18 protein-coding genes are annotated in these 19,196 nt (G+C 65.6%); 10 read left to right on the forward strand and 8 right to left on the reverse strand.

Features of this window, described 5'->3' with window-relative positions; all coding sequences use genetic code 11:
* Positions 1-84 precede the first annotated feature (84 nt).
* Positions 85-2,826, reverse strand: a complete 2,742-nt coding sequence (gene aceE / locus AC5RWO_RS04930; protein ID WP_498729815.1) for a pyruvate dehydrogenase (acetyl-transferring), homodimeric type — start codon at positions 2,824-2,826, stop codon at positions 85-87.
* Positions 2,827-2,977: 151 nt separating this feature from the next.
* Between aceE and AC5RWO_RS04935 the strand changes: the two genes are divergently transcribed.
* Entirely contained in the window at positions 2,978-3,745 is a 768-nt protein-coding gene (locus tag AC5RWO_RS04935) for an SDR family oxidoreductase (RefSeq protein WP_498729816.1), read from the forward strand.
* Positions 3,746-3,755: 10 nt separating this feature from the next.
* Complete coding sequence (gene pyk, locus AC5RWO_RS04940) at positions 3,756-5,207, forward strand: pyruvate kinase (protein WP_498729818.1); 1,452 nt, start codon at positions 3,756-3,758, stop codon at positions 5,205-5,207.
* A 5-nt stretch (positions 5,208-5,212) separates the two neighbouring features.
* On the opposite strand, the gene AC5RWO_RS04945 is transcribed toward pyk, so the two are convergent.
* Positions 5,213-6,424 carry an MFS transporter gene (locus AC5RWO_RS04945; protein ID WP_498729819.1) on the reverse strand — a complete coding sequence of 404 codons (1,212 nt, stop codon included), beginning with the start codon at positions 6,422-6,424 and terminating at the stop codon, positions 5,213-5,215.
* A gap of 94 nt (positions 6,425-6,518) precedes the next feature.
* On the opposite strand from AC5RWO_RS04945, the gene AC5RWO_RS04950 reads away from it, so the two are divergent.
* The 5 genes from AC5RWO_RS04950 to AC5RWO_RS04970 all read left to right on the forward strand — a co-directional run bounded on the left by AC5RWO_RS04950 (position 6,519) and on the right by AC5RWO_RS04970 (position 9,822).
* Positions 6,519-7,634 carry a WD40/YVTN/BNR-like repeat-containing protein gene (locus tag AC5RWO_RS04950; RefSeq protein WP_498730097.1) on the forward strand — a complete coding sequence of 372 codons (1,116 nt, stop codon included), beginning with the start codon at positions 6,519-6,521 and terminating at the stop codon, positions 7,632-7,634.
* A 3-nt stretch (positions 7,635-7,637) separates the two neighbouring features.
* A complete protein-coding gene (locus AC5RWO_RS04955) occupies positions 7,638-7,937 on the forward strand; it encodes a MoaD/ThiS family protein (RefSeq protein WP_498729821.1) in 300 nt (99 codons plus the stop codon).
* Positions 7,938-8,002: 65 nt separating this feature from the next.
* Positions 8,003-8,218 carry an Rv3202a family protein gene (locus tag AC5RWO_RS04960; RefSeq protein ID WP_498729822.1) on the forward strand — a complete coding sequence of 72 codons (216 nt, stop codon included), beginning with the start codon at positions 8,003-8,005 and terminating at the stop codon, positions 8,216-8,218.
* An 18-nt stretch (positions 8,219-8,236) separates the two neighbouring features.
* Positions 8,237-9,031 carry an IclR family transcriptional regulator gene (locus AC5RWO_RS04965; RefSeq protein WP_498729824.1) on the forward strand — a complete coding sequence of 265 codons (795 nt, stop codon included), beginning with the start codon at positions 8,237-8,239 and terminating at the stop codon, positions 9,029-9,031.
* 47 nt (positions 9,032-9,078) lie between these two features.
* Positions 9,079-9,822, forward strand: coding sequence for a maleylpyruvate isomerase family mycothiol-dependent enzyme (locus tag AC5RWO_RS04970; protein WP_498729826.1), 744 nt, complete (start codon positions 9,079-9,081; stop codon positions 9,820-9,822).
* A gap of 13 nt (positions 9,823-9,835) precedes the next feature.
* Here the strand turns inward: AC5RWO_RS04970 and AC5RWO_RS04975 are convergent, their stop codons facing one another.
* From AC5RWO_RS04975 to AC5RWO_RS04990, 4 genes are all read right to left on the reverse strand, one after another.
* The gene (locus AC5RWO_RS04975) at positions 9,836-11,341 is read right to left on the reverse strand and encodes an acyl-CoA synthetase (protein WP_498729828.1); all 1,506 of its coding nucleotides are present in this window, start codon (positions 11,339-11,341) and stop codon (positions 9,836-9,838) included.
* A 106-nt stretch (positions 11,342-11,447) separates the two neighbouring features.
* Positions 11,448-12,107: a pentapeptide repeat-containing protein gene (locus AC5RWO_RS04980; RefSeq protein ID WP_498729829.1), complete on the reverse strand. Its 660-nt coding sequence runs from the start codon at positions 12,105-12,107 to the stop codon at positions 11,448-11,450.
* A 59-nt stretch (positions 12,108-12,166) separates the two neighbouring features.
* Entirely contained in the window at positions 12,167-12,571 is a 405-nt protein-coding gene (locus AC5RWO_RS04985; RefSeq protein WP_498729831.1) for a hypothetical protein, read from the reverse strand.
* A 204-nt stretch (positions 12,572-12,775) separates the two neighbouring features.
* Complete coding sequence (locus AC5RWO_RS04990) at positions 12,776-13,480, reverse strand: transglycosylase family protein (RefSeq protein ID WP_498729833.1); 705 nt, start codon at positions 13,478-13,480, stop codon at positions 12,776-12,778.
* A gap of 672 nt (positions 13,481-14,152) precedes the next feature.
* On the opposite strand from AC5RWO_RS04990, the gene epsC reads away from it, so the two are divergent.
* Positions 14,153-14,740, forward strand: coding sequence for a serine O-acetyltransferase EpsC (gene epsC / locus AC5RWO_RS04995; protein ID WP_498729835.1), 588 nt, complete (start codon positions 14,153-14,155; stop codon positions 14,738-14,740).
* Between the two features lie 81 nt (positions 14,741-14,821).
* Here the strand turns inward: epsC and AC5RWO_RS05000 are convergent, their stop codons facing one another.
* Complete coding sequence (locus tag AC5RWO_RS05000) at positions 14,822-15,367, reverse strand: hypothetical protein (RefSeq protein WP_498729836.1); 546 nt, start codon at positions 15,365-15,367, stop codon at positions 14,822-14,824.
* A 362-nt stretch (positions 15,368-15,729) separates the two neighbouring features.
* On the opposite strand from AC5RWO_RS05000, the gene AC5RWO_RS05005 reads away from it, so the two are divergent.
* Positions 15,730-16,227 carry a GNAT family N-acetyltransferase gene (locus AC5RWO_RS05005; RefSeq protein ID WP_498729838.1) on the forward strand — a complete coding sequence of 166 codons (498 nt, stop codon included), beginning with the start codon at positions 15,730-15,732 and terminating at the stop codon, positions 16,225-16,227.
* A gap of 3 nt (positions 16,228-16,230) precedes the next feature.
* On the opposite strand, the gene AC5RWO_RS05010 is transcribed toward AC5RWO_RS05005, so the two are convergent.
* The gene (locus AC5RWO_RS05010; protein ID WP_498729840.1) at positions 16,231-17,433 is read right to left on the reverse strand and encodes a hemolysin family protein; all 1,203 of its coding nucleotides are present in this window, start codon (positions 17,431-17,433) and stop codon (positions 16,231-16,233) included.
* 183 nt (positions 17,434-17,616) lie between these two features.
* Here AC5RWO_RS05010 and AC5RWO_RS05015 point away from each other — a divergent pair, with 183 nt between their 5' ends.
* Positions 17,617-19,113 (forward strand): DUF4389 domain-containing protein, encoded by a 1,497-nt coding sequence (locus tag AC5RWO_RS05015; RefSeq protein ID WP_498729842.1) that lies wholly within the window; start codon positions 17,617-17,619, stop codon positions 19,111-19,113.
* Positions 19,114-19,196 lie beyond the last annotated feature (83 nt).

Consider the following 19,196-nt stretch of genomic DNA (forward strand, 5'->3'; position numbering starts at 1 on the left):
CTAAAGCAAGGGCTCGCAGAGCCAAAAGAGTGAGGGCGGATCCTACGGGATCCGCCCTCACTCTTTTAACCGCCCTTCACGGGCTTAGGCGTCGCCTCCGGCGCTGCCCGAGGTCCCGGCGTTGACGTCGTCCAGACGGTACCGGCGGAAGGCTTCGGCCGGGGCGCCGGCGGGCACCTTGCCCTGCGCAGCGAGCAGCTGCAGGGCGCGGACCACCACGGAGTGGGCGTCGATGCTGAAGAAACGGCGTGCCGCGGCCCGCGTATCCGAGAACCCGAAGCCGTCAGCCCCAAGGGTGGCGAACTCGTTCGGCACGTACTGGCGGATCTGGTCGGGCACCTGCGACATGTAGTCGGAGACCGCAACGACCGGCCCTTCGGCACCTTCGAGCTGTTGTGCGACGAACGGTTTGCGCGCTTCGGAACCGGGGTTCAGGAACATCTCCCGTTCCGCAGCCAAGCCATCGCGGCGGAGTTCGTTCCAGCTGGTCACGGACCACACGTCCGCGCTGACACCCCAGTCCTCGGCCAGGATGCGCTGCGCCTCCAGCGCCCACGGAACCGCGACGCCGGATGCCAGCAGCTGGGTCTTCGGCCCCTGGGCTTCGGCGACCTTCAGCTTATAGATGCCGCCAAGGACGCCGTCGATGTCCAAACCTTCCGGCTCGGCCGGCTGGACGATCGGCTCGTTGTACACGGTGAGGTAGTACATGACGTTCGGATCGGGGTGGTTGCCGCCGTACATGCGCTCCAGCCCGGCCCTCATGATGTGGCCGATCTCGTAGCCGAAGGCCGGATCATAGGTAACGACGGCGGGATTGGTCGCCGCGAGCACCGGCGAATGGCCGTCGGCGTGCTGCAGCCCCTCCCCCGTCAGCGTGGTCCGGCCGGCCGTGGCGCCGATGATGAAGCCGCGGGTCATCTGGTCGGCGGCAGCCCAGAAGGAATCGCCCGTGCGCTGGAAACCAAACATCGAGTAGAACACGTAGATCGGTACCAGCGGTTCGCCGTGCGTGGCATAGGCAGTGCCGGCGGCGGTGAAGGCAGCAACCGCGCCGGCCTCGTTGATGCCCGGGTGGATCAGCTGACCGGCCGGGGACTCCTTGTAGGCCAGGACCAGATCGCGGTCCACGGAGAGGTAGTTCTGGCCGCCGGGGTTGTAGATCTTCGCCGTCGGGAAGAACGCGTCCATACCGAAGGTCCGCGACTCATCCGGGACCACCGGAACCACACGGTTGCCGAATTCCTTGTCCCGCATCAGATCCTTCAGCAGCCTCACGAACGCCATGGTAGTGGCCGCCTGCTGCTTGCCGGATCCGCGCTTGGCAACCTCGTACGCCTTCGCCTCCGGGAGCTTGATCTCCGCGTGCTTGCTGCGGCGCTCCGGCACGGAACCGCCGAGGGCTGCACGCCGGTCCATTAGGTACTGGATCTCCGGTGCGTCCGCACCCGGGTGGTAGTACGGCGGGCGGTAGGGATCGGCCTCGAGCTGCTCGTCACTGATGGGGATCCGCAGGTAATCGCGGAAGTCCTTCAGGTCCTGCAGGGTCAGCTTCTTCATCTGGTGGGTTGCGTTGCGGCCCTCGAAGTGCGGGCCGAGCCCGTAGCCCTTGACCGTCTTGACCAGGACCACCGTGGGCTTGCCCTTGAACTCGGTTGCCGCCTTATAGGCAGCGTAGACCTTGTGGTAGTCGTGGCCGCCGCGCTTGAGGTTCCAGATCTCGCCATCGCTCAGGTCCGCGACCATGGCCTTGGTCTGCGGGGTCTTGCCGAAGAATTGGTCGCGGACGAAGCCGCCCGATTCCGCCTTGTACGTCTGGTAGTCGCCGTCAGGGGTCTCGTTCATGATGTCCACGAGCGCGCCGTCGGTGTCCTTGGCCAACAGGTCGTCCCATTCGCGGCCCCAGACCACCTTCACCACGTTCCAGCCGGCACCGCGGAAGAAGGCCTCGAGTTCCTGCATGATCTTGCCGTTGCCGCGCACCGGCCCGTCCAGGCGCTGCAGGTTGCAGTTGACCACAAACGTGAGGTTGTCCAGCTTTTCGTTGGCGGCGAGCTGGAGCAGGCCGCGGCTTTCCGGCTCGTCCATTTCGCCGTCGCCGAGGAAGGCCCAGACGTGCTGGTCCGACGTGTCTTTGATGCCGCGGTTCTGCAGGTAGCGGTTGGACTGCGCCTGGTAGATGGCGTTCATCGGCCCGATGCCCATGGACACGGTGGGAAATTCCCAGAAGTGGGGCATCAGCCGCGGGTGCGGATAAGAGGAGAGCGCATGGCCGGCCTTCGACTTCTCCTGCCGGAAACCGTCCAGGTCCTCCTCGGTGAGCCGGCCTTCCATGAAGGCACGCGCGTACATGCCGGGCGAGGCATGTCCCTGGAAGAAAACCTGGTCACCGCCGCCGGGGTGGTCCTTGCCCCGGAAGAAGTGGTTGAAGCCAACTTCGTAGAGCGTGGCCGCGCCGGCGTAGGTGGAGATATGACCGCCGACGCCGATGTCGGGCCGCTGTGCCCGGTGGACCATGACGGCGGCATTCCAGCGCATCCAGGCGCGGTACTTGCGCTCGATTTCCTCGTTGCCAGGGTAGTGCGGCTCCTGGTCTGCCGGGATGGTGTTGACGTAGTCCGTGGTGGTCACCATCGGCACGCCGACGCTCTGGGCTCCTGCCCGCTGCAGGAGCGAGCGCATGATGAACTGGGCGCGGGCGGTGCCTTGCGTGCTGATCAGCTGGTCCAGCGATTCGGACCATTCCGCGGTCTCTTCCGGATCGCGGTCCGGGAACTGGTCGGCGAGCGCGCTCAGGATAGTCGGCGTCTCATCAATAACAGTCATGTGCTACCTCTCCATTGAGGACAGAGTTCTCCTGCCGTCTCATTTTTATTTCCACAGGACGGAATGTTTATTCCGTTATGTAAGATACAGTGAACGATGTTGGTGCGTTCCCTGTCAACGTTATGACGAACACGCCCTGTAAGGAGAGCAGATGACATCCCAAGCTTCGGCGCCCTTGGTGGGCACCGCCGTCGTTACCGGCGCCGGATCCGGCATTGGCCGCGCCGTGGCGCGTCAGCTGCTCGCGGCCGGCTGTTCCGTTGCGCTGGCCGGTCGGCGCCCGGAACTGCTCGCGGAGACCGCCGAGGACAACCCGGCGGCACTGGTGGTTCCGACCGACATCACGGATCCGGAAGCCGTCGACCGACTCTTCAATACGGTGCGTGAGCGCTGGGGCCGCGTCGACTTGCTCTTCAACAATGCCGGCACCTTCGGCCCGGCGGCCGGCATCGACGAGATCAGCCTGGCGGACTGGAACGACACGGTGGCGGTGAACCTTACCGGTGCCATGTTGTGTGCCGCGGCGGCGTTCCGGCAGATGAAGGTCCAGCAGCCGCAAGGTGGCAGGATCATCAACAATGGCTCCATTTCCGCGCACACGCCGCGGCCGCGCTCGGTGGCGTACGCGGCGACCAAGCACGCCTTGACCGGGCTGACGAAGTCCATCGAACTCGACGGCAGGCCGTACGGCATCAGCTGCGGCCAGATCGATATCGGCAACACCTCGACCGGCCTCCTGCACGGCGCGGGCATCAGCGACGGCGCCCTGCAGCCGGACGGCAGCAGACGCGTCGAGCCGACATTCGACGTCGAAGAAGCCGCCCGGGCTGTGGTCCTCATGGCCACGCTGCCGGCCCAGGCGAACATCAACCAGCTCACCATTACCGCTTCCGGAATGCCGTACATCGGCCGGGGCTAGAGGAGACACCATGAGACAGGCAAAGATCATTGCCACGTTCGGCCCTTCCGTTGCCACCTACGAAAGTACGGTGGCGCTCCTGAGGGCGGGAGTCGACGTCGCACGTTTGAACATGAGCCACGGCGAGCACGTGGTGCATGAGGAGACGTACAACAACATCCGCAAGGCCGCGGCCGAGCTGGACCAGCCGATCGCCATCTTCGCCGATCTGCAGGGGCCGAAGATCCGGCTGGGCAGGTTCGCCGCCGGCCCGCACGATCTCCGTGTCGGAGACACGTTCACCATCACCACCGAGGACGTGGCCGGCACCGCGGAAATCTGCTCGACGACGCACAAAGGCCTGCCGCAGGACGTCACCGTGGGCGATACACTGCTGATCGACGACGGGAAGGTTGCCCTGCGCGCCGTCGCGGTGGATGACACCCGTGTGATCACGGAGGTCACGGTGCCCGGCGCCGTCTCCAACAACAAGGGCATCAACCTCCCGGGGGTCGCGGTCAACGTCCCGGCCCTGAGCGACAAGGATGAGGCCGACCTGCGCTGGGCGCTGCGGACCGGCGTCGACATGGTCGCCCTGTCCTTTGTGCGCAACGCCGCGGACATCCGGCGCGTGCACGAGATCATGGCCGAAGAGGGACGCCGCACCCCCGTCATCGCCAAGATCGAGAAGCCGCAGGCCGTGGAGGCGCTGGCCGAAATCGTCGCGGCCTTTGACGCGATCATGGTTGCCCGCGGGGACCTGGGCGTGGAGCTGCCGCTCGAAGACGTGCCCGTCGTGCAGAAGAACGCCATCGAACTGGCGCGGCGTTCGGCGAAACCGGTGATTGTGGCGACGCAGGTGCTGGAATCCATGATCGAAAATCCGCGGCCCACCCGGGCCGAGGCGTCGGACTGCGCGAATGCCGTGCTCGACGGCGCGGATGCAGTGATGCTCTCCGGCGAGACCAGCGTGGGGAAGTATCCGGTGGAGACCGTGCAAACCATGGCGCGTATCATCGAGTCCACCGAGCAGCACGGGCTGGAGCGCGTTCCGCCGCTGGGCAGCAAACCAAAAACCCGTGGCGGTGCCATCACCCGTGCGGCGGTGGAGATTGCGGACCAGCTCGACGCCAGGTGCATCTGTGTTTTCACCCAGTCCGGCGATTCGGCCCGCCGGTTGTCCCGGCTCCGTCCGAACAAGCCCCTGTTTGCCTTCACGCCGGTGCAGTCGACCCTGAACGTGATGGCGCTGATGTGGGGCATCCAGCCGCGGCTGGTCGACTTCGCCGAGCACACCGACCACATGACGGCCCAGGTGGACCGGGTGCTCTACGAGCAGAACCTGGCGGACATCGACGACCTGGTGGTCATCGCCGCCGGCTCGCCCCCGGGGCAGGCCGGGTCCACCAACTCCCTGCGCGTACACCGGGTGGGCGACATTGCCGACGCCGGAGAGCAGTTAGCCGCGCGGCAGCAGGTGTAGGCGCGTCAGCTCTTGCTCGTTGATTTGGCGACGGCAGCCAGCCCCAGCAGCCCGCAGACCAGCCAGATGGCAGCGGCGGGCCCCAGCGGGGCGGCGACCAGGCCGCCGGCCAGCGGGATGACCACCTGGCCGATGCGGTTGCCGAGCAGCCTGATGGCCAGGGCGGCGCCGCGGGACTGCGGGGAAACGGCTTGGGTAATCAGGCTCATGGTCAGCGGCTGGCCCAGGCCCAGCAGGAAGCCGCCGACAAACAGGGCGATTCCCGCTACCCAGAGCGCGTCGAGGAAGAACGGCGCGACGGCGATGGCCGCGCCGGAGCCCACCAGGCTGGCGATCAGCAGCTGGTAGCGTGTCCACCTTTGGATGAGCTGGGCCAGGATGACACGGGAAATGATCGAGGCCCCCGCGCGCACGGCCAGGAGGATGCCCACCCAGACCGGGGCCACGCCATGCTCCTCCGCCACCAGCGGCAGGAAGGCCACCAGAATGTCGATGGCGGAGAGCAGGGCCAGCGAAGCCGCCATGTTCCAGGCGACGCCGGGGGTGCGCAGAATGACCAGGGCGCCTTCCCTCGGCAGCGCCTTTGCCCCCGTTTGCTGTCCCGCCCGGCCGCCGGTGCGTGATTTCACCAGCATGGCCGGGGCGCCTGCCAGCGCGATGCCGGCGGCCAGCAGCAGGGCGGTGTTCACCGAGGCCATTCGTGCATCGCCGGTAGTTTCCAGCCCGCTGCCCAACAGCAGCCCGGCCAGCAGCGGCCCGATTAACTGGCCCAGGGAAAAGGCCGCGGTGAACCAGCCGAACCCGCTGTCCAGCTGGCTTAGCGGGGCATACCGCGCAATGGCCGATTGGCCGGCGATGGTGAAGACCAGATGGCCCATGCCCAGCAGCGCGCTGGCCACGCCGATCCAGAGGAAGTCTCCTGCCGCCGCCAGCAGCAGCGCCGCCACGGAAAGCAGGACGGCTCCGAGCACCACCATGCCGCGCAGCGACTGCACCCGGTCGCTGACCCGGCCCAGCCAGAGTGCTGCGACCACGGGCAGGATGGCGTAGACGGCGGTGACAACACCGATCACGGCGGCATCGCCGCCAAGCGCCAGCAGTTTGTAGGAGATCACCGGCCGGGCCAGGTTCAGCGCCGTCTGCGTCAGTACGGCCGCGCCGATCAGGACCCATAACCACAGCCGCGAGCTGTGCTGTTCTGCTGCTGGTTCGCTCATTTCTCCTGGTTCCCTCGAGTATCCGCCCCTATTCTGCCCTGCCGCGCAACCGTTCACCTCAAAAGCATTGCGGCGTTACGCCCGCGGTGGTCGAATAGTGTGCATGGCTACCGCCGGTACAACAGTTCTCGCGATCGGTACGAAAAAAGGCCTGTGGCTGGCAACCAGCACAGACCGGGTCAACTGGTCGCTGTCCGAACCGCACTTTTTGATGAATGAGATACCGAGCATCGGGATCGACCAGCGCGGGGGGCGCACCCGGCTGCTCGTCGGCGCCCGCTCCGAGCACTGGGGTCCCACGGTCTTCCACTCGGACGATCTGGGCGGAACCTGGACCGAGCCCGAAAACGGCGCCATCCGCTTCGCCGAAGAGGACGGCGCCGCGCTGGAGCGGATCTGGCAGCTTTATCCCGATGCCGAGGACCGCCCCGGCGTCGTCTGGGCCGGCTGCGAACCGATCTCGGTCTGGAAATCCATCGACGGCGGCGAGCACTTCGAGCTCAACCGCAGCCTCTGGGCGCATCCGGACAAGGACCAGTGGGGCGCCGGCTACGGCGGGGCCGCTGCGCACTCCGTCTTGCCCAGTCCCGCGGACGAAAACACCGTCCATGTCGCCATGAGCACCGGCGGCGTCTACCGGACCACGGACGGCGGGACCAGCTGGACCGCGCGCAACCACGGCATCAGCGCCTACTTCATGCCCGACCCCAATCCGGAAGTCGGCCAGTGCGTGCACAAAATCGCGCGGGATCCCGAGGTGCCCACCACGCTGTTCGCGCAGAACCACCACGGCGTCTACCGCTCGGACGACAACGCGGACACCTGGGTTTCCATAGCCGATGGCTTGCCCACGGACTTCGGTTTCGCCATGCTCACACATCCGCGGAAGTCCGGCACCGCCTGGGTCATTCCGATCAAGGCCGACGGCGAACGCATTCCGCCGGACGGCCAGCTCGCGGTCCATCGGACCAGCGACGGCGGTAACTCCTGGACCCGGCTGCACACCGGCTTGCCGGACAACGAGTTCAACGTTGTGCTGCGCGACGCAGCCGCCGTGGACGGTTCAGATCCGGCCGGCGTCTACTTCGGTACCCGCGGCGGCTCCGTCTACGCGAGCGCCGATGAGGGCGAGGTCTTCGTCGAAGTGGCCTCGCACCTGCCGGACGTGCTTTGCGTCCGCGCCGCCACAACCAACGACGGCGGCCGGTAGCCAATGAAGGAGACCACCCTGGCGGTCACCGTCGTCGTCCCCAGTCTCCTGGCCAAGGTGGCCGGCGACCAGCGCGAACTGCGCGTGCCGGTAGAGGACGGGGCAACCGTGGCCCAGGTGCTGGACCGGCTGGCCGCGGAATATCCCGTGTTCGACCGGCGGGTGCGGAACGAGCTGGGCGCCGTCCGCCGGTATGTGAACCTCTATGTGGACGGTGAAGACATCCGCGGGCTGGACGGCCCCGCCACCCGCATCGATCCCGGACAGGAGCTGCTGATCATCCAGTCCGTCGCCGGCGGGTAGACCGGGTGCCGCCCGTCCCCGCCACCGGCGACTCAGCCGTACGCAACTCAACCAGGAGGTTCAAGATGACTACCGACAATGGCGGCTTGCACGACCCGAAGGAAGCGGACGCAGCCGACGTGCAGTGGCAGAACGAGCCCCTGCAGGATGACTCGGATACCGACGCCGCTCCGCTGGAACGCCCCGCATCCTGGGAAGCCAATGATGCCGACGTGCAGGAGCAGGCACTGTCCATCAACCCGGACGAAGACGACGACTACCCCCACGGCGAGGTGCCCTAACCACAATAGAATTCCGGTATGCAGAATTCGAAGGCGCAGCGGAAGAAGCCGACCTACTCCATCGACGCCGTCGATAATGCCCTGCAGCTGCTCCAGTTGCTGCGCGACCTGGGGAGTGTGCGGCTCAAGGATGCGGCCAGCGAACTCAACGTCGCGCCGTCCACCGCGCACCGGCTGCTGGCCATGCTGGTCTACCGCGGTTTTGCCACCCAGGACGAGTCGAAGCGGTACCTGCCCGGGCCCTCGCTGGGAGTGGGACCCGCCGGCATCGGCTGGACGACGCAGCTGCGCAGCATCGCCCAGCCTCATCTGGAACTGCTGGCAGCCCGGCTGAACGAGACCGTCAACCTGATGATCCGCGTCGGCACGCAGGTACGCTTCCTCAGCACCGTTGAGGGCTCGAACATCCTGCGGATCGGCGACCGGCAGGGAACGGTGCTGCCCGCGAATTCCGCCTCGGGAGGCAAGGCCATCCTGGCGGAACTGGACCGGGAAGTGCTGGAGCAGTTGTTCCGTACCAACAATGCGGATATCAGCGGCGCCGCCATTCCCGCCGCCGACTACCCCGCCTTCCTGCAGGAACTCGACGCCATCCGTGCCAATGGCTTCGCCGCCAACTTCGAAGGAACCGAGGAAGGCGTCAGCGCCCTCGGCGCAGCCATCCATGACGCCGCCGGAGTAGTGGTCGGCGCCATAAGCGTGGCCATTCCGACAACGCGCTTCCGCAAGCAGTTCGACGCCGGCCTGGTCCAGGAAGTGTTCAAGACCCGCCAGGCGCTCGAAGCCGACCTGGGATCGGCGTTCGCCGGGTAGGGTCGTGGGTACCGTTGAATCTAAACGCCTCTCGGCAAGGAGCACCAATGGCAGCGAGTCATGACTTGGCCACCGACCCCGCTCTGCAGGAAGCGCTGCTGACCGCGCGCCGCGGGACCGAGTTTTTCGGCCGCAAGCTCAACGAACTGCCCGACGACGCGTTCCAGGCGCCCTCGCTGCTGCCGAACTGGACCCGCGCCCACGTCATTGCACACGTAAGCTACAACGCCCGTGCGATCGCCCGCCTGATGAAGTGGGCCAACACCGGCACCGAAACTCCCATGTATTCCTCCTGGGACGCACGCAACGCGGAAATCGAGCACGGCGCCGCCCTGGCTGCCAAGGAACTGCGGGACCTCTATCAGGACTCCGCCACGCAGCTCGACGCCGCCTGGCGCGACACTCCGCCGGACGCCTGGAAACACCAGGTCAAAACCGCCCAGGGCCGGACCGTCCCCGCCGCGGAAACCGTGTGGATGCGCACCCGCGAAACCTGGATCCACGCCGTCGATCTGGACAATGGTGCTGCCTTCGACCAGCTCCCCGACAACGTCCTCAAACGCCTGCTCCAAGAGATCACCGGAGCCTGGCAAAGCCGCGGCGACGGCAAAGGCCTGCTCCTCAAAGTCTCCGATAACTCAACCGTGCTCGAATTCGGCGATCTCGACTCCGACAATCCCGAAGTCATTACCGGCCCCCTCGCCGACGTCACCGCCTTCGCTGCCGGCCGCTCCACCAAAGGCATCACCTCCAGCAAACAGCAAAGCCCGACGGCGCCCCGCTGGCTCTAGTAACTAGCCGGCATCAGGCATTGGCGCGAAGCGCGTGCTTCTGGATCTTCCCGGTGGCGTTGCGGGGCAGTTCGTCGACCAGCACGATGTCGCGGGGCACCTTATAGGTGGCCAGGCGCTGCTTGAGCTCTTCGCGCATCGCTTCGCTGGTCACCTGGGTATCGGGCGCGAGGACAACGAAGGCCCGTCCGGTCTCGCCCCACTTATCGTCCGGCACGCCGATAACGGCTGCCTCCTGCACGCCGGGGACGCTGAGCAGGGCGTTCTCCACCTCGGCGGGGTAGACGTTCTCGCCGCCGGAGATGTACATGTCCTTGATCCGGTCCTTGATGTACATGTAGCCGTCCTCGTCGACTACGGCGATGTCGCCGGAGTGGTACCAGCCGCCGTCGAGGGCCTTGGCGGTCTCCTCGGGCTTGTTCCAGTAGCCGGCCATGACGTTGGGACCCTGGACGATGACCTCACCGGGAACCCCGGGCGGGACGGGCCTGCCGTCGAGGTCCACCACCTGGTTCTCAGTAAAGAAGTGGGCACGGCCTGCAGATCCCGCCTTGGCCAAGCCGTCGCGGGATTCAAGCATGCAGACGCCGGGGCCGGTTTCAGTCATCCCGAAGCCCTGCATGATGGCGACCTTCTTGTCCTGCCAGGTCCGGATGGTCCGCTCTGGCAGCGGCGAGCCGCCCACCATGAACCCGCGCACGGTGGAGAGGTCCGCGGTCGGAAATGCCGGATCGCTGCTCAGGGCATCGAGCATGGCCGGAACCAGGAACGACGATGTCACCCGGGACTGTTCCATCTCGGCCAGCACGGCCGCGGCCTTGAACGTCCGGTGGATGATGATGCGCCCGCCCAGCGTGAACGTGGGCAGGGTCATCATGTTCAGCCCGGCGATGTGGAACAGCGGGGCGGCGGCAAGGTGGACCTCGTCCTGCCGGAGGTCCTGGCCGATCAGGGCGTTGACGTACTGGTAGAACAGATTGTTGTGCGTCAGCATCGCCCCCTTAGGGCGGCCGGTGGTTCCTGAGGTGTACATGATCAGGGCGAGGGCCTCGAGATCGACGTCGATCTGGACGGGTTCTCCGCTTCCGGCGGCCAGGAAGTCCTCGAAGAGAGCTCCCGGACCACCGCCGTCGACGCTGAGCCACTGCCGGATCTCGAGCTCGGCGGCGAGTTCCTCGGCGTTGCCCCGCTGGTCCTCACCGAAGACCACAACGGTGGCGCCGCAGTCACGCAGGATGTAGTCAATCTCGGGCTTCCGGAGCCGGGGGTTGATCAGTACGCAGACCGCGCCGATGAGGCCGGCGGCGAAGAACGTTTCCAGCAAGGCAGGATGGTTAAACCCTGCGTAGGCCACCCGGTCGCCTTTGGAAACACCGGCACTGGCCAAGGCATTGGCCAGCCGCGTGACGCGCTGATCGAACTCACGATAGGTCCGCTCCCGGCCTTCGAAGACGATGCAGACATCGTCCGGGCGGACCTTGGCGCGGCGGGCGGGCCATGAACCAATGCCGAGATTCACTGCAACTCCTTCGTAGCGGGGATCACATCTCGAACCATTGAAACAGTCTTTTATTGATATTGTCAACGATTAAATCGAAAGGCTGGGCAACACGCGGCAGCTTCCCCTAACCTTCCACGCGGATGCCGAGCTGTTCGGCAAGAATCGGTGCCAGCAGGTTCAGCTGGTAGTCATCCACTGTTGCTCCCTTAAGACCTCCCACGCCGCGGATCATGCTGAATTCGCTGCTGCGCAGGTCGAAGTCTTTCAGGACCGCGTCGGTCACATCCAGTGTTCCGATGCGGCAGTTCTGCAACGCCACGCGCAGTCCACGGGCACCGGCGAGGTCCAGCTCGTCAATAATGCAGTCCGAGATCAGCACGTCCGTCAGCTTGGAGCTGCGCAGATTCACGTAGCCGAGTTTGCCGCCGTCGAAATGGACGGACTGCAGCGCCGAGTCGAAGACTTCGGCAGAGCCGAGCCTGGTCCGGGTCAGTTCAATGTCCCGCCAGCTCGAGCGGGCGGCATTAAAGACCGGCGCGTACAGCTCCTCGAACCGGCAGTCGGTAAACCGGGCACCGCGCAGCTGGGTTCCGTTCAGGGCGACGGAGAGCAGCTCGCACTCCAAAAACGTGACGCCGGTCAGATCCAGCCCGTCCAGCTGCACGTTGGTGTAGCGCTGCCCCTCGCAATGGTCCCCGCTGAGCAGATCCGCATCATCGAGGTCTTCTAGATTCGCCAGCCGGACCGGATCCAGCCTGGGGGCCGCCGTCGCACTTTTTGCCATGCTGCCATCCCATCACATCCGGAAAGGACAATCGGCAGACCCAACGCCCCCCGGTGCGGCTACACCTGCCCAGCCACGGCCAGCGCGGTGAGCTCACCGGCCTTGAGCACCCCGAAGGCGAATGCCATGAGCGCGGGTGCCAGTAGCGACGAGAGGCGGAACGCATGCCCCTTCTTCCAGCGCCACAGCGCCAGTACTGCCACCGACAGGCCGTAGGCGAGTGCAATCAGCGCCGTCACAGAGCTTCCTTGACCCCAGAAATAAGGAAGGCAGACGACGGCGGCAAGCAGCAGTTCGGCGATGCCCACCCCATGTTGGACGGCGGGACGGGGCTCGTCCGCGTACAGAAACCACGGGAACCGGAAGATGTTGGTCAAAGCACTTCCCAGCAATAGCGCGACAAACGCTATATGGGCAAACGCCACGATAATTTCGTAAACCCCGTACCCGTCATTGGCCACCATTATGTCCCCGCACGCTTTCGTCCGATTGATCATTCCTTTAGGAGGAACCGGCGGACGGGCAGTCCTGTTCCAAAACAGCTTCCGGTGAGACCGACGCCACTTCGGCCCCAGGGCAGCAGAAAGCCCCGCGCAGTTGGGGGGAAACGCGGGGCTTTCTTGGGTAACTGCGCGGCAAAACGCAGTTGGTTTTAGGTCAGCTGGGCCTTAGTTGGCCGGCAGCTGCAGAACCTGGTCAACGAAGATCAGGTTCGGATTGCCGACGGTGTCAGCGTTGGCTGCGTGCAGTGCCTGCCAGCCGCCCTCGATGCCAAGCTCGGTGGCAATGGTGTTGAGGGTATCGCCAGCCTGGACGGAGTAGGTCTCGCCGCTGACGGCAACCTGGGCCTGGGCCGGAGCCTGAGCGGCCGGTGCCTCGGCAACCGGGGCCTGCTGGACCGGGGCCTGCTCGACGGGGGCTTCCTGGACCGGAGCCTCAACGGGGGCCTGTGCCACGTTGTACTCGGCAGGTGCTTCCTGGACCGGCGCCTCGGCAGGTGCCGGTGCCGGTGCTCCGCCGCCGCCGCTCAGGCCGAGCTTGGCCGAGCATGCGGGCCAGGCGCCCCAGCCCTGGGTGGCCTGGACCTTCTCGGCTACGGCGATCTGCTCAGCCTTACTGGCGTTCTGCGGGCTACCGCTGCCGCCGAATGCTGCCCAAGTGCTGGGGGTGAACTGCAGTCCGCCCGAGAAGCCGTTGCCGGTGTTGATGCTCCAGTCGCCGCCGCTTTCGCATTCGGCCAGGGCGTCCCAGGTGGCGGTGTCGGCAGCGTTGGCCGGCGTTCCGACCATGGCTACACCGGCACCGGTGAGGGCTACTGCCGCAAGGCCTCCGCGCAGGGCACGGCTGAAGTTCTTGTTCTTATTTGAGTTCACGATGCTCCGCAGGGCCACCTTCGCTCCATCCGTCCCCGGACTTCATCACGCCGCCGTCAACCACTCGTTAGATCGAGGTCATTACCGACGTCTGCCATGTTGACGGCATTTGGTGTTGGGCAGCGCCGAGCATATTCGATTTTCAGTAAGTCTGCCGGTTAGGATCCGGCTCCCCTGAGCGGGTTGCATCCCCGCACAAGCCGCCACGTTACCGGACCGTTATCAACGATGCAAAATCGTGATGAATCGTTCCGCGTGTCGCGCCGCGTGTCGTGCGTGTGCCGCTCGCCGTTTTGCTCGCTGCGCCGGAGGCAGCAGGAGGACCATTCCGACCGGCTCACGGCGAGGACATTTTCGGCTAGTTTCCAATGTTGCTGAAAGCGCTTGATGTACCGTCTCACCTGCAGAAACACCCAAAGAGTACGACGCCGGCCCCGCCTCGAAATTATCGACGGCGGCAGTACGCGCGGGACAACAAAAATACGAACGAATTCTGCTCGTCGAGGGGGCCCGGAAACCTCTCTGGAAAAAATTTTGGGCCCGGCTGGGTAGAGCCCGACAAACACCCCCAACACGTGCTACGAAAAATCTGCGGGTGCCGCGGGGAATACACTGATCCGGGCCCGGGTTGCCGCGAAGGGAACCATAACCGCTACAAGGAGTTGATTGACCGTGGCCAGGAACAGCCTGCTGGCACTGCTGCGTGAGGACCTCAAGGCCGCGCGCGCGCAGGACCCGGCCGCGAACTCGGATCTGGAAGTCGGCTTCGCCTACTCCGGGGTGCACGCCGTCTGGGCCCATCGCATTGCCCACGCCATGTGGAACCGGCCGCCCCTGCGCACCGGCGCGCGGCTGCTGTCCCAGTTCGCCCGGTTCCTCACCGGGATCGAAATCCATCCCGCCGCCATCTTGGGCCGGCGTGTGTTCATCGACCACGGCACGAAAATTGTCATCGGCGAAACCGCCGTGATCGGCGACGACGTAATGATGTACCAAGGTGTCACCCTGGGTGGCCGGGCGTTGGATAAGACCAAGCGGCATCCGACCGTCGGCAACCGCGTGATGCTGGGCTCCGGCTGCCGTATCCTGGGCCCCGTGACGATTGGCGACGATTCAGCGATCGGCGCCAACGCCGTCGTCGTAACGGATATCCCCGCCAACTCTGTAGCCATCGGCGTGCCTGCTCAGTGGCGGCATAAAGACGGCAATTATCCGCTGGATCCGCGCCTGGACCTGATCGACCCGGCGTTCCTGCTCTGATAAAAGGCCGGCAGCCGGGCAGCAGCGCCACTTGGACGCTGCCACCCGGCTGCCGTGAGGCCTTCGCGGCCAGCTCAAGCCTTAGCTCTGGCGGCGCTTGACCATGAAGGCGCCTGCTGCGCCCGCCGTGACCAGCAGGCCAAGTCCTGCTGCGCCCCATGCTGCTGGGGAAACCGACGTGGTGGCCGCGGAACGGTCTGCCTTCAGCTCCTTGGGCTCCTTGTCCTCCTTGGGCCCGGCCTGCCCATTGGCCGGCGGTCCGGTGACGACAACCGAAGCGGTGCCGACTTCGCCGCTTTCATCGCCCTCCACGGAGATCCAGTGGCGGCCCGGCTTGTCGATCGAAATTTCGTCCGAGAACTCGCCCGCGGCATTGGCCGAGGTGATCTTCGTGAATCCGCGGAAGTTTTTGGTGGACTGGTTCTGGGCCACGGTGATGGTGGCCTCTTCGTTGGCCTCGAGACCTGTGCCGGAAACGGTGAATTCCTCGCCGGCCTGGACGCTGCCGGCCGAAACGACAACGGAAAGCTCAGGGGCGGGGTACTGGGCATCCGCGGCGTAGGCCGCGGTGCCGGCTGACAGGGTAAGCGCAGCGGACAGGGCCACTGCTGAGACTATTTTCTTCATATCTGATGCTCGATTCGTGATGGGGAGAGTGCGAATCACTGACAAGGCCTGCGGACAGACCAAAGGGCGCTGCTAACTGCGGCGCCCCCGGATTGACTTTATCGTTTCACCGTGCGGAAGCAACCCCATGTTGCCTCCAAAGAGGACATATCATCCAAAGTTAACCTCGGCGTGCTGCTCCAAAAGTGGCGCCGTTTCGGTGTCGGCCGCTGTCGCCGTCGTTGGTTTCCGGGGCACTTCAAATGCCTCGGATGCGACGTATCCCAAGCCGGAAGCCCCGTGGTGCGGCCTAAACTTGCCCGGCTATGCTAAGGCGGAGATTCATAGATGGACTGCTGCTGAAAGGGCGGTGAGCCAAGCAGATGCAGCTGAGAGCAGCCACTCCGGAAGATCTGCGAGCCTTCCTGCTCGGTGGCCCTGACTCTCTGGCTGCTGGGTTGGGAGTCAGCATTCCGGCCGGGTGGCCCGAATACCCCTGGGTAATTGAGTTCACGCTCGAGGTACTCCTTAAGCAGCCCGGCCAGGCCGAGTGGTGGATGTACTACTTTCTGGATCCTGAGCTGGGCGTCCTGATTGGATCCGGCGGGTACAAGGGCCCGCCCAAGGATGGGACAGTCGAGATCGGCTACGAGATCGCGCCCGGCTTCCGCGGGCAGGGATATGCCACCGCTGCCGTCCGTCAGCTCGTCGACCGCGCCTTCAACACCGTGGAAGTGGCGGTGGTCGAAGCCCGCACGCTTCCGCGCGCCAACGCTTCCGGGGCTGTCCTGACGAAAGCCGGCTTCGCATGCCAAGGCACTGTCCCGGACGATCAGACGGGGCAGGCGTGGCTCTGGCGGAAAACCCGCGCGGGAGCATGATGCCTAGCCGCTGCTGCCGCCGTCATTGTTTTCCTGCGGCACTTCGGTAACCCGGACGCGCCCGATCCGCAGCCCCTCCATGGAGAGCACGGTCAACAGATGTCCGGCCACCTCGACCTGGTCGTCGGTGCGGGGCATGCGGCCCAGCCGGTCAATGATGAAGCCGGCCACCGTTTCATAGCGCCCCTCCGGGAGATCGATGCCGGCCAGCGACTTGAACTCCTGCAGAATCAGGCCGCCATCCACATCAATGGCGCCAGCCTGCCGCACGCGGTCCTCCGGGTCCACCCCGGCGTCGTACTCGTCGTAGATCTCGCCGACCAGTTCCTCCACCAGGTCCTCAAGCGTGACAATCCCGTCCGTGCCACCGTATTCGTCCACCACGAGGGCGATGTGATGGCCCTCCTTGCGCATCCGTGAGAGCGTAAGCAGCACCCGGTTGGTGCCCGGCAGCGGCAGGATTTCGCGCACCATCTCGCCGACCGTGGTGCCGGCCGCTTCGCCCGGTTCCGGGATGAGGTCGCGGATGTGGATGAATCCGAGCACCTCGTCGGAGGTCCTGCCGATCACCAGGTAGCGGGAGTACGGCAGGTTCCGGGTGTAGCGGCGCGCCTCGTCCAAGGTCAGCCGGCCCTCGATGAAGCGGACCTCCGGACGCGGGCGCATCACCTCCTGCAGCAGCCGCTCCCCCGCGCCGAAAACGTCGTTCAGGATAATGCGGCTGTCCTCACCCAGAGCCTCGTTCTGCGCCACCATGTCCCAGAGTTCCTCAGTGGTGATGGTGTCCGACTTCGCGGACGGATTACCGCCCAGGAGCCGTACCAAGGCATTGGTGGACACAGACAGCAGCCAGATCACCGGGCGCATGACCTTGCTGAACAGGTTCAGCGGCAGTGCCATGATCTTGGTGAATCCCACGGCGCGCTGCATCGCGAGGCGTTTGGGCACCAGCTCGCCGAGTACGAGGGACAGGTAGGCCGCCGAGAAGAAGCCCGAAAGCGTCACGCCGATCTGCACGGCGGAGAGGAACCGGTTGGGGTTGCGGGCGAGCCCAGCTATTTTGGCACCGGACTTGCCGGAACGCTCGATCTGCCGCACCTGGCTCTCCCGGAGCGACACGAGCGCCATTTCCGTGCCGGCGAACACCCCGCCGAGCAGCACAAAGAAGAGGACCCACGCGAAATTCATCAAGGTGCCGCCATCCATAACCAGACACTATCGAAAGGTCAGCAGTGAGCCAGGGGCCGTGACTGGCGGCGGCCAGCGATAACAGGTACTGACAGCCCTTGTGCCCACGGCAGTACAGGGCCACACTGCTCGCAAAGAGATTTCCGAACGGGGTAACGGAAACGACGCATCGGCCACAGAATTTAGAAGGAGGTGGCCGCCATGAAGCCCGGTCACGTGGTGTTACTGGTCCTTGGGATCCTGCTGTCCCTGGCCGGCCTGGCGCTGGTCTCTACGGCGGCTTTCACCGGCCTGGTCCAAGCTGCGCAGGACGACGACGGCTACCTCACCTCCCAGCCGATCCGGCTAGATACCGACTCCTATGCCCTGACCAGCCAGCCGCTGGATGTGGTCATCAACGAGGAGCTGCCGCCCGGCGTGCAGCTGGGCGACGCGTTCGGCTTCCGGCTCGAGGCGCGGGCCGCCCAACCCGGACAGGACGTTTTCATCGGGATCGCCTCAGTGGACGCCGTCGATAATTATCTGGCCGGTGTGCCCCACTCGCAGCTCGCGGACGTCGAGTTCCGCCCCTTCGACGCGGACTACCGGGAGCTGCCGGGGACCTCCGAGCCGCAGCCTCCCGCCGAGCAGGACTTCTGGGCGGTCTCGGCATCCGGCCCGGGCGAGCAGCGGATCAGCTGGGACCTGCAGTCCGGCAGCTGGAGCGTGGTGGTCATGAACGCGGATGCCAGCCAGCCCGTCTCGGTGGACGTGCAGGCCGGCGTCAGGCCGGGCTTTCTGGGCCCGCTCACCATGGGCCTGCTCATCACCGGACTGGTCCTGCTGATCATCGGCCTGCCTCTGCTGGTCCTCGGCGCAGCGGGAATCGGGCGGGCCTTGGCGTCGCGGCCCTCCGCCTTGTCCGGCGACAACCCGGCGGACCGGCGCGCGGCAGGTGAGCACACGCCGTCGTACGCAGGTTCTCCTGCGGCTGGACGCCCGGTTTATCCCGCCGCCCTGTACGCCGCGCTGGACCCACGGCTCTCGCGCTGGCTGTGGCTGGTGAAGTGGCTGCTGGCCGTGCCGCACTATTTCCTGCTCTTTTTCCTGTGGTTCGCGTTTGTGGTCACCACCATCGCCGCCGGCTTCGCCATCCTTTTCACGGGCCGCTATCCGCGGTCCCTGTTCCACTTCAATGTCGGCGTGGCGCGCTGGAACTGGCGCGTGGCCTTCTACGCCTACTCCGCCCTAGGCACCGACCGCTACCCGCCGTTCACCTTGGCGCCGGCCAGCTACCCGGCGGATTTCGACGTAGCCTATCCGGAACGCCTGAGCAACGGTCTGGTGCTGGTCAAATGGTGGCTGCTGGCCATTCCGCACCTGCTGATCGTCTCGGCCTTCACGAGCTCGGCGCTGACTTGGTGGGCCGCCGACGGCGGCTGGGAAGGCAATTACGCCCGCGCCGCAGGCCCCTCGCTGCTGGGCCTGCTGGTCCTGATTGCCGGCGTCATCCTGCTCTTCACCGGCAGGTACCGCCGCACGCTGTTTGACCTGATCATGGGCATCAACCGGTGGATTTACCGCGTCCTCGCTTATACGGCGCTGATGCGCGACGAGTATCCGCCGTTCCGGCTGGACCAAGGCCCCGCGGAGCCGCCGTTGGAGATCCGTGACGGTGCCCCGCCAGCTGACCCCGACCAGCGCCAGCCACTCCGCTGAGGGCAGAATCGGGCATTTGCGGCGTTCCTCCATATTGCTGTGGGTACTATTAGGGCAGCTTTCCTCGTACGGCCAATGGAAGG

This window comes from Arthrobacter sp. B055-34, from assembly GCF_059090425.1.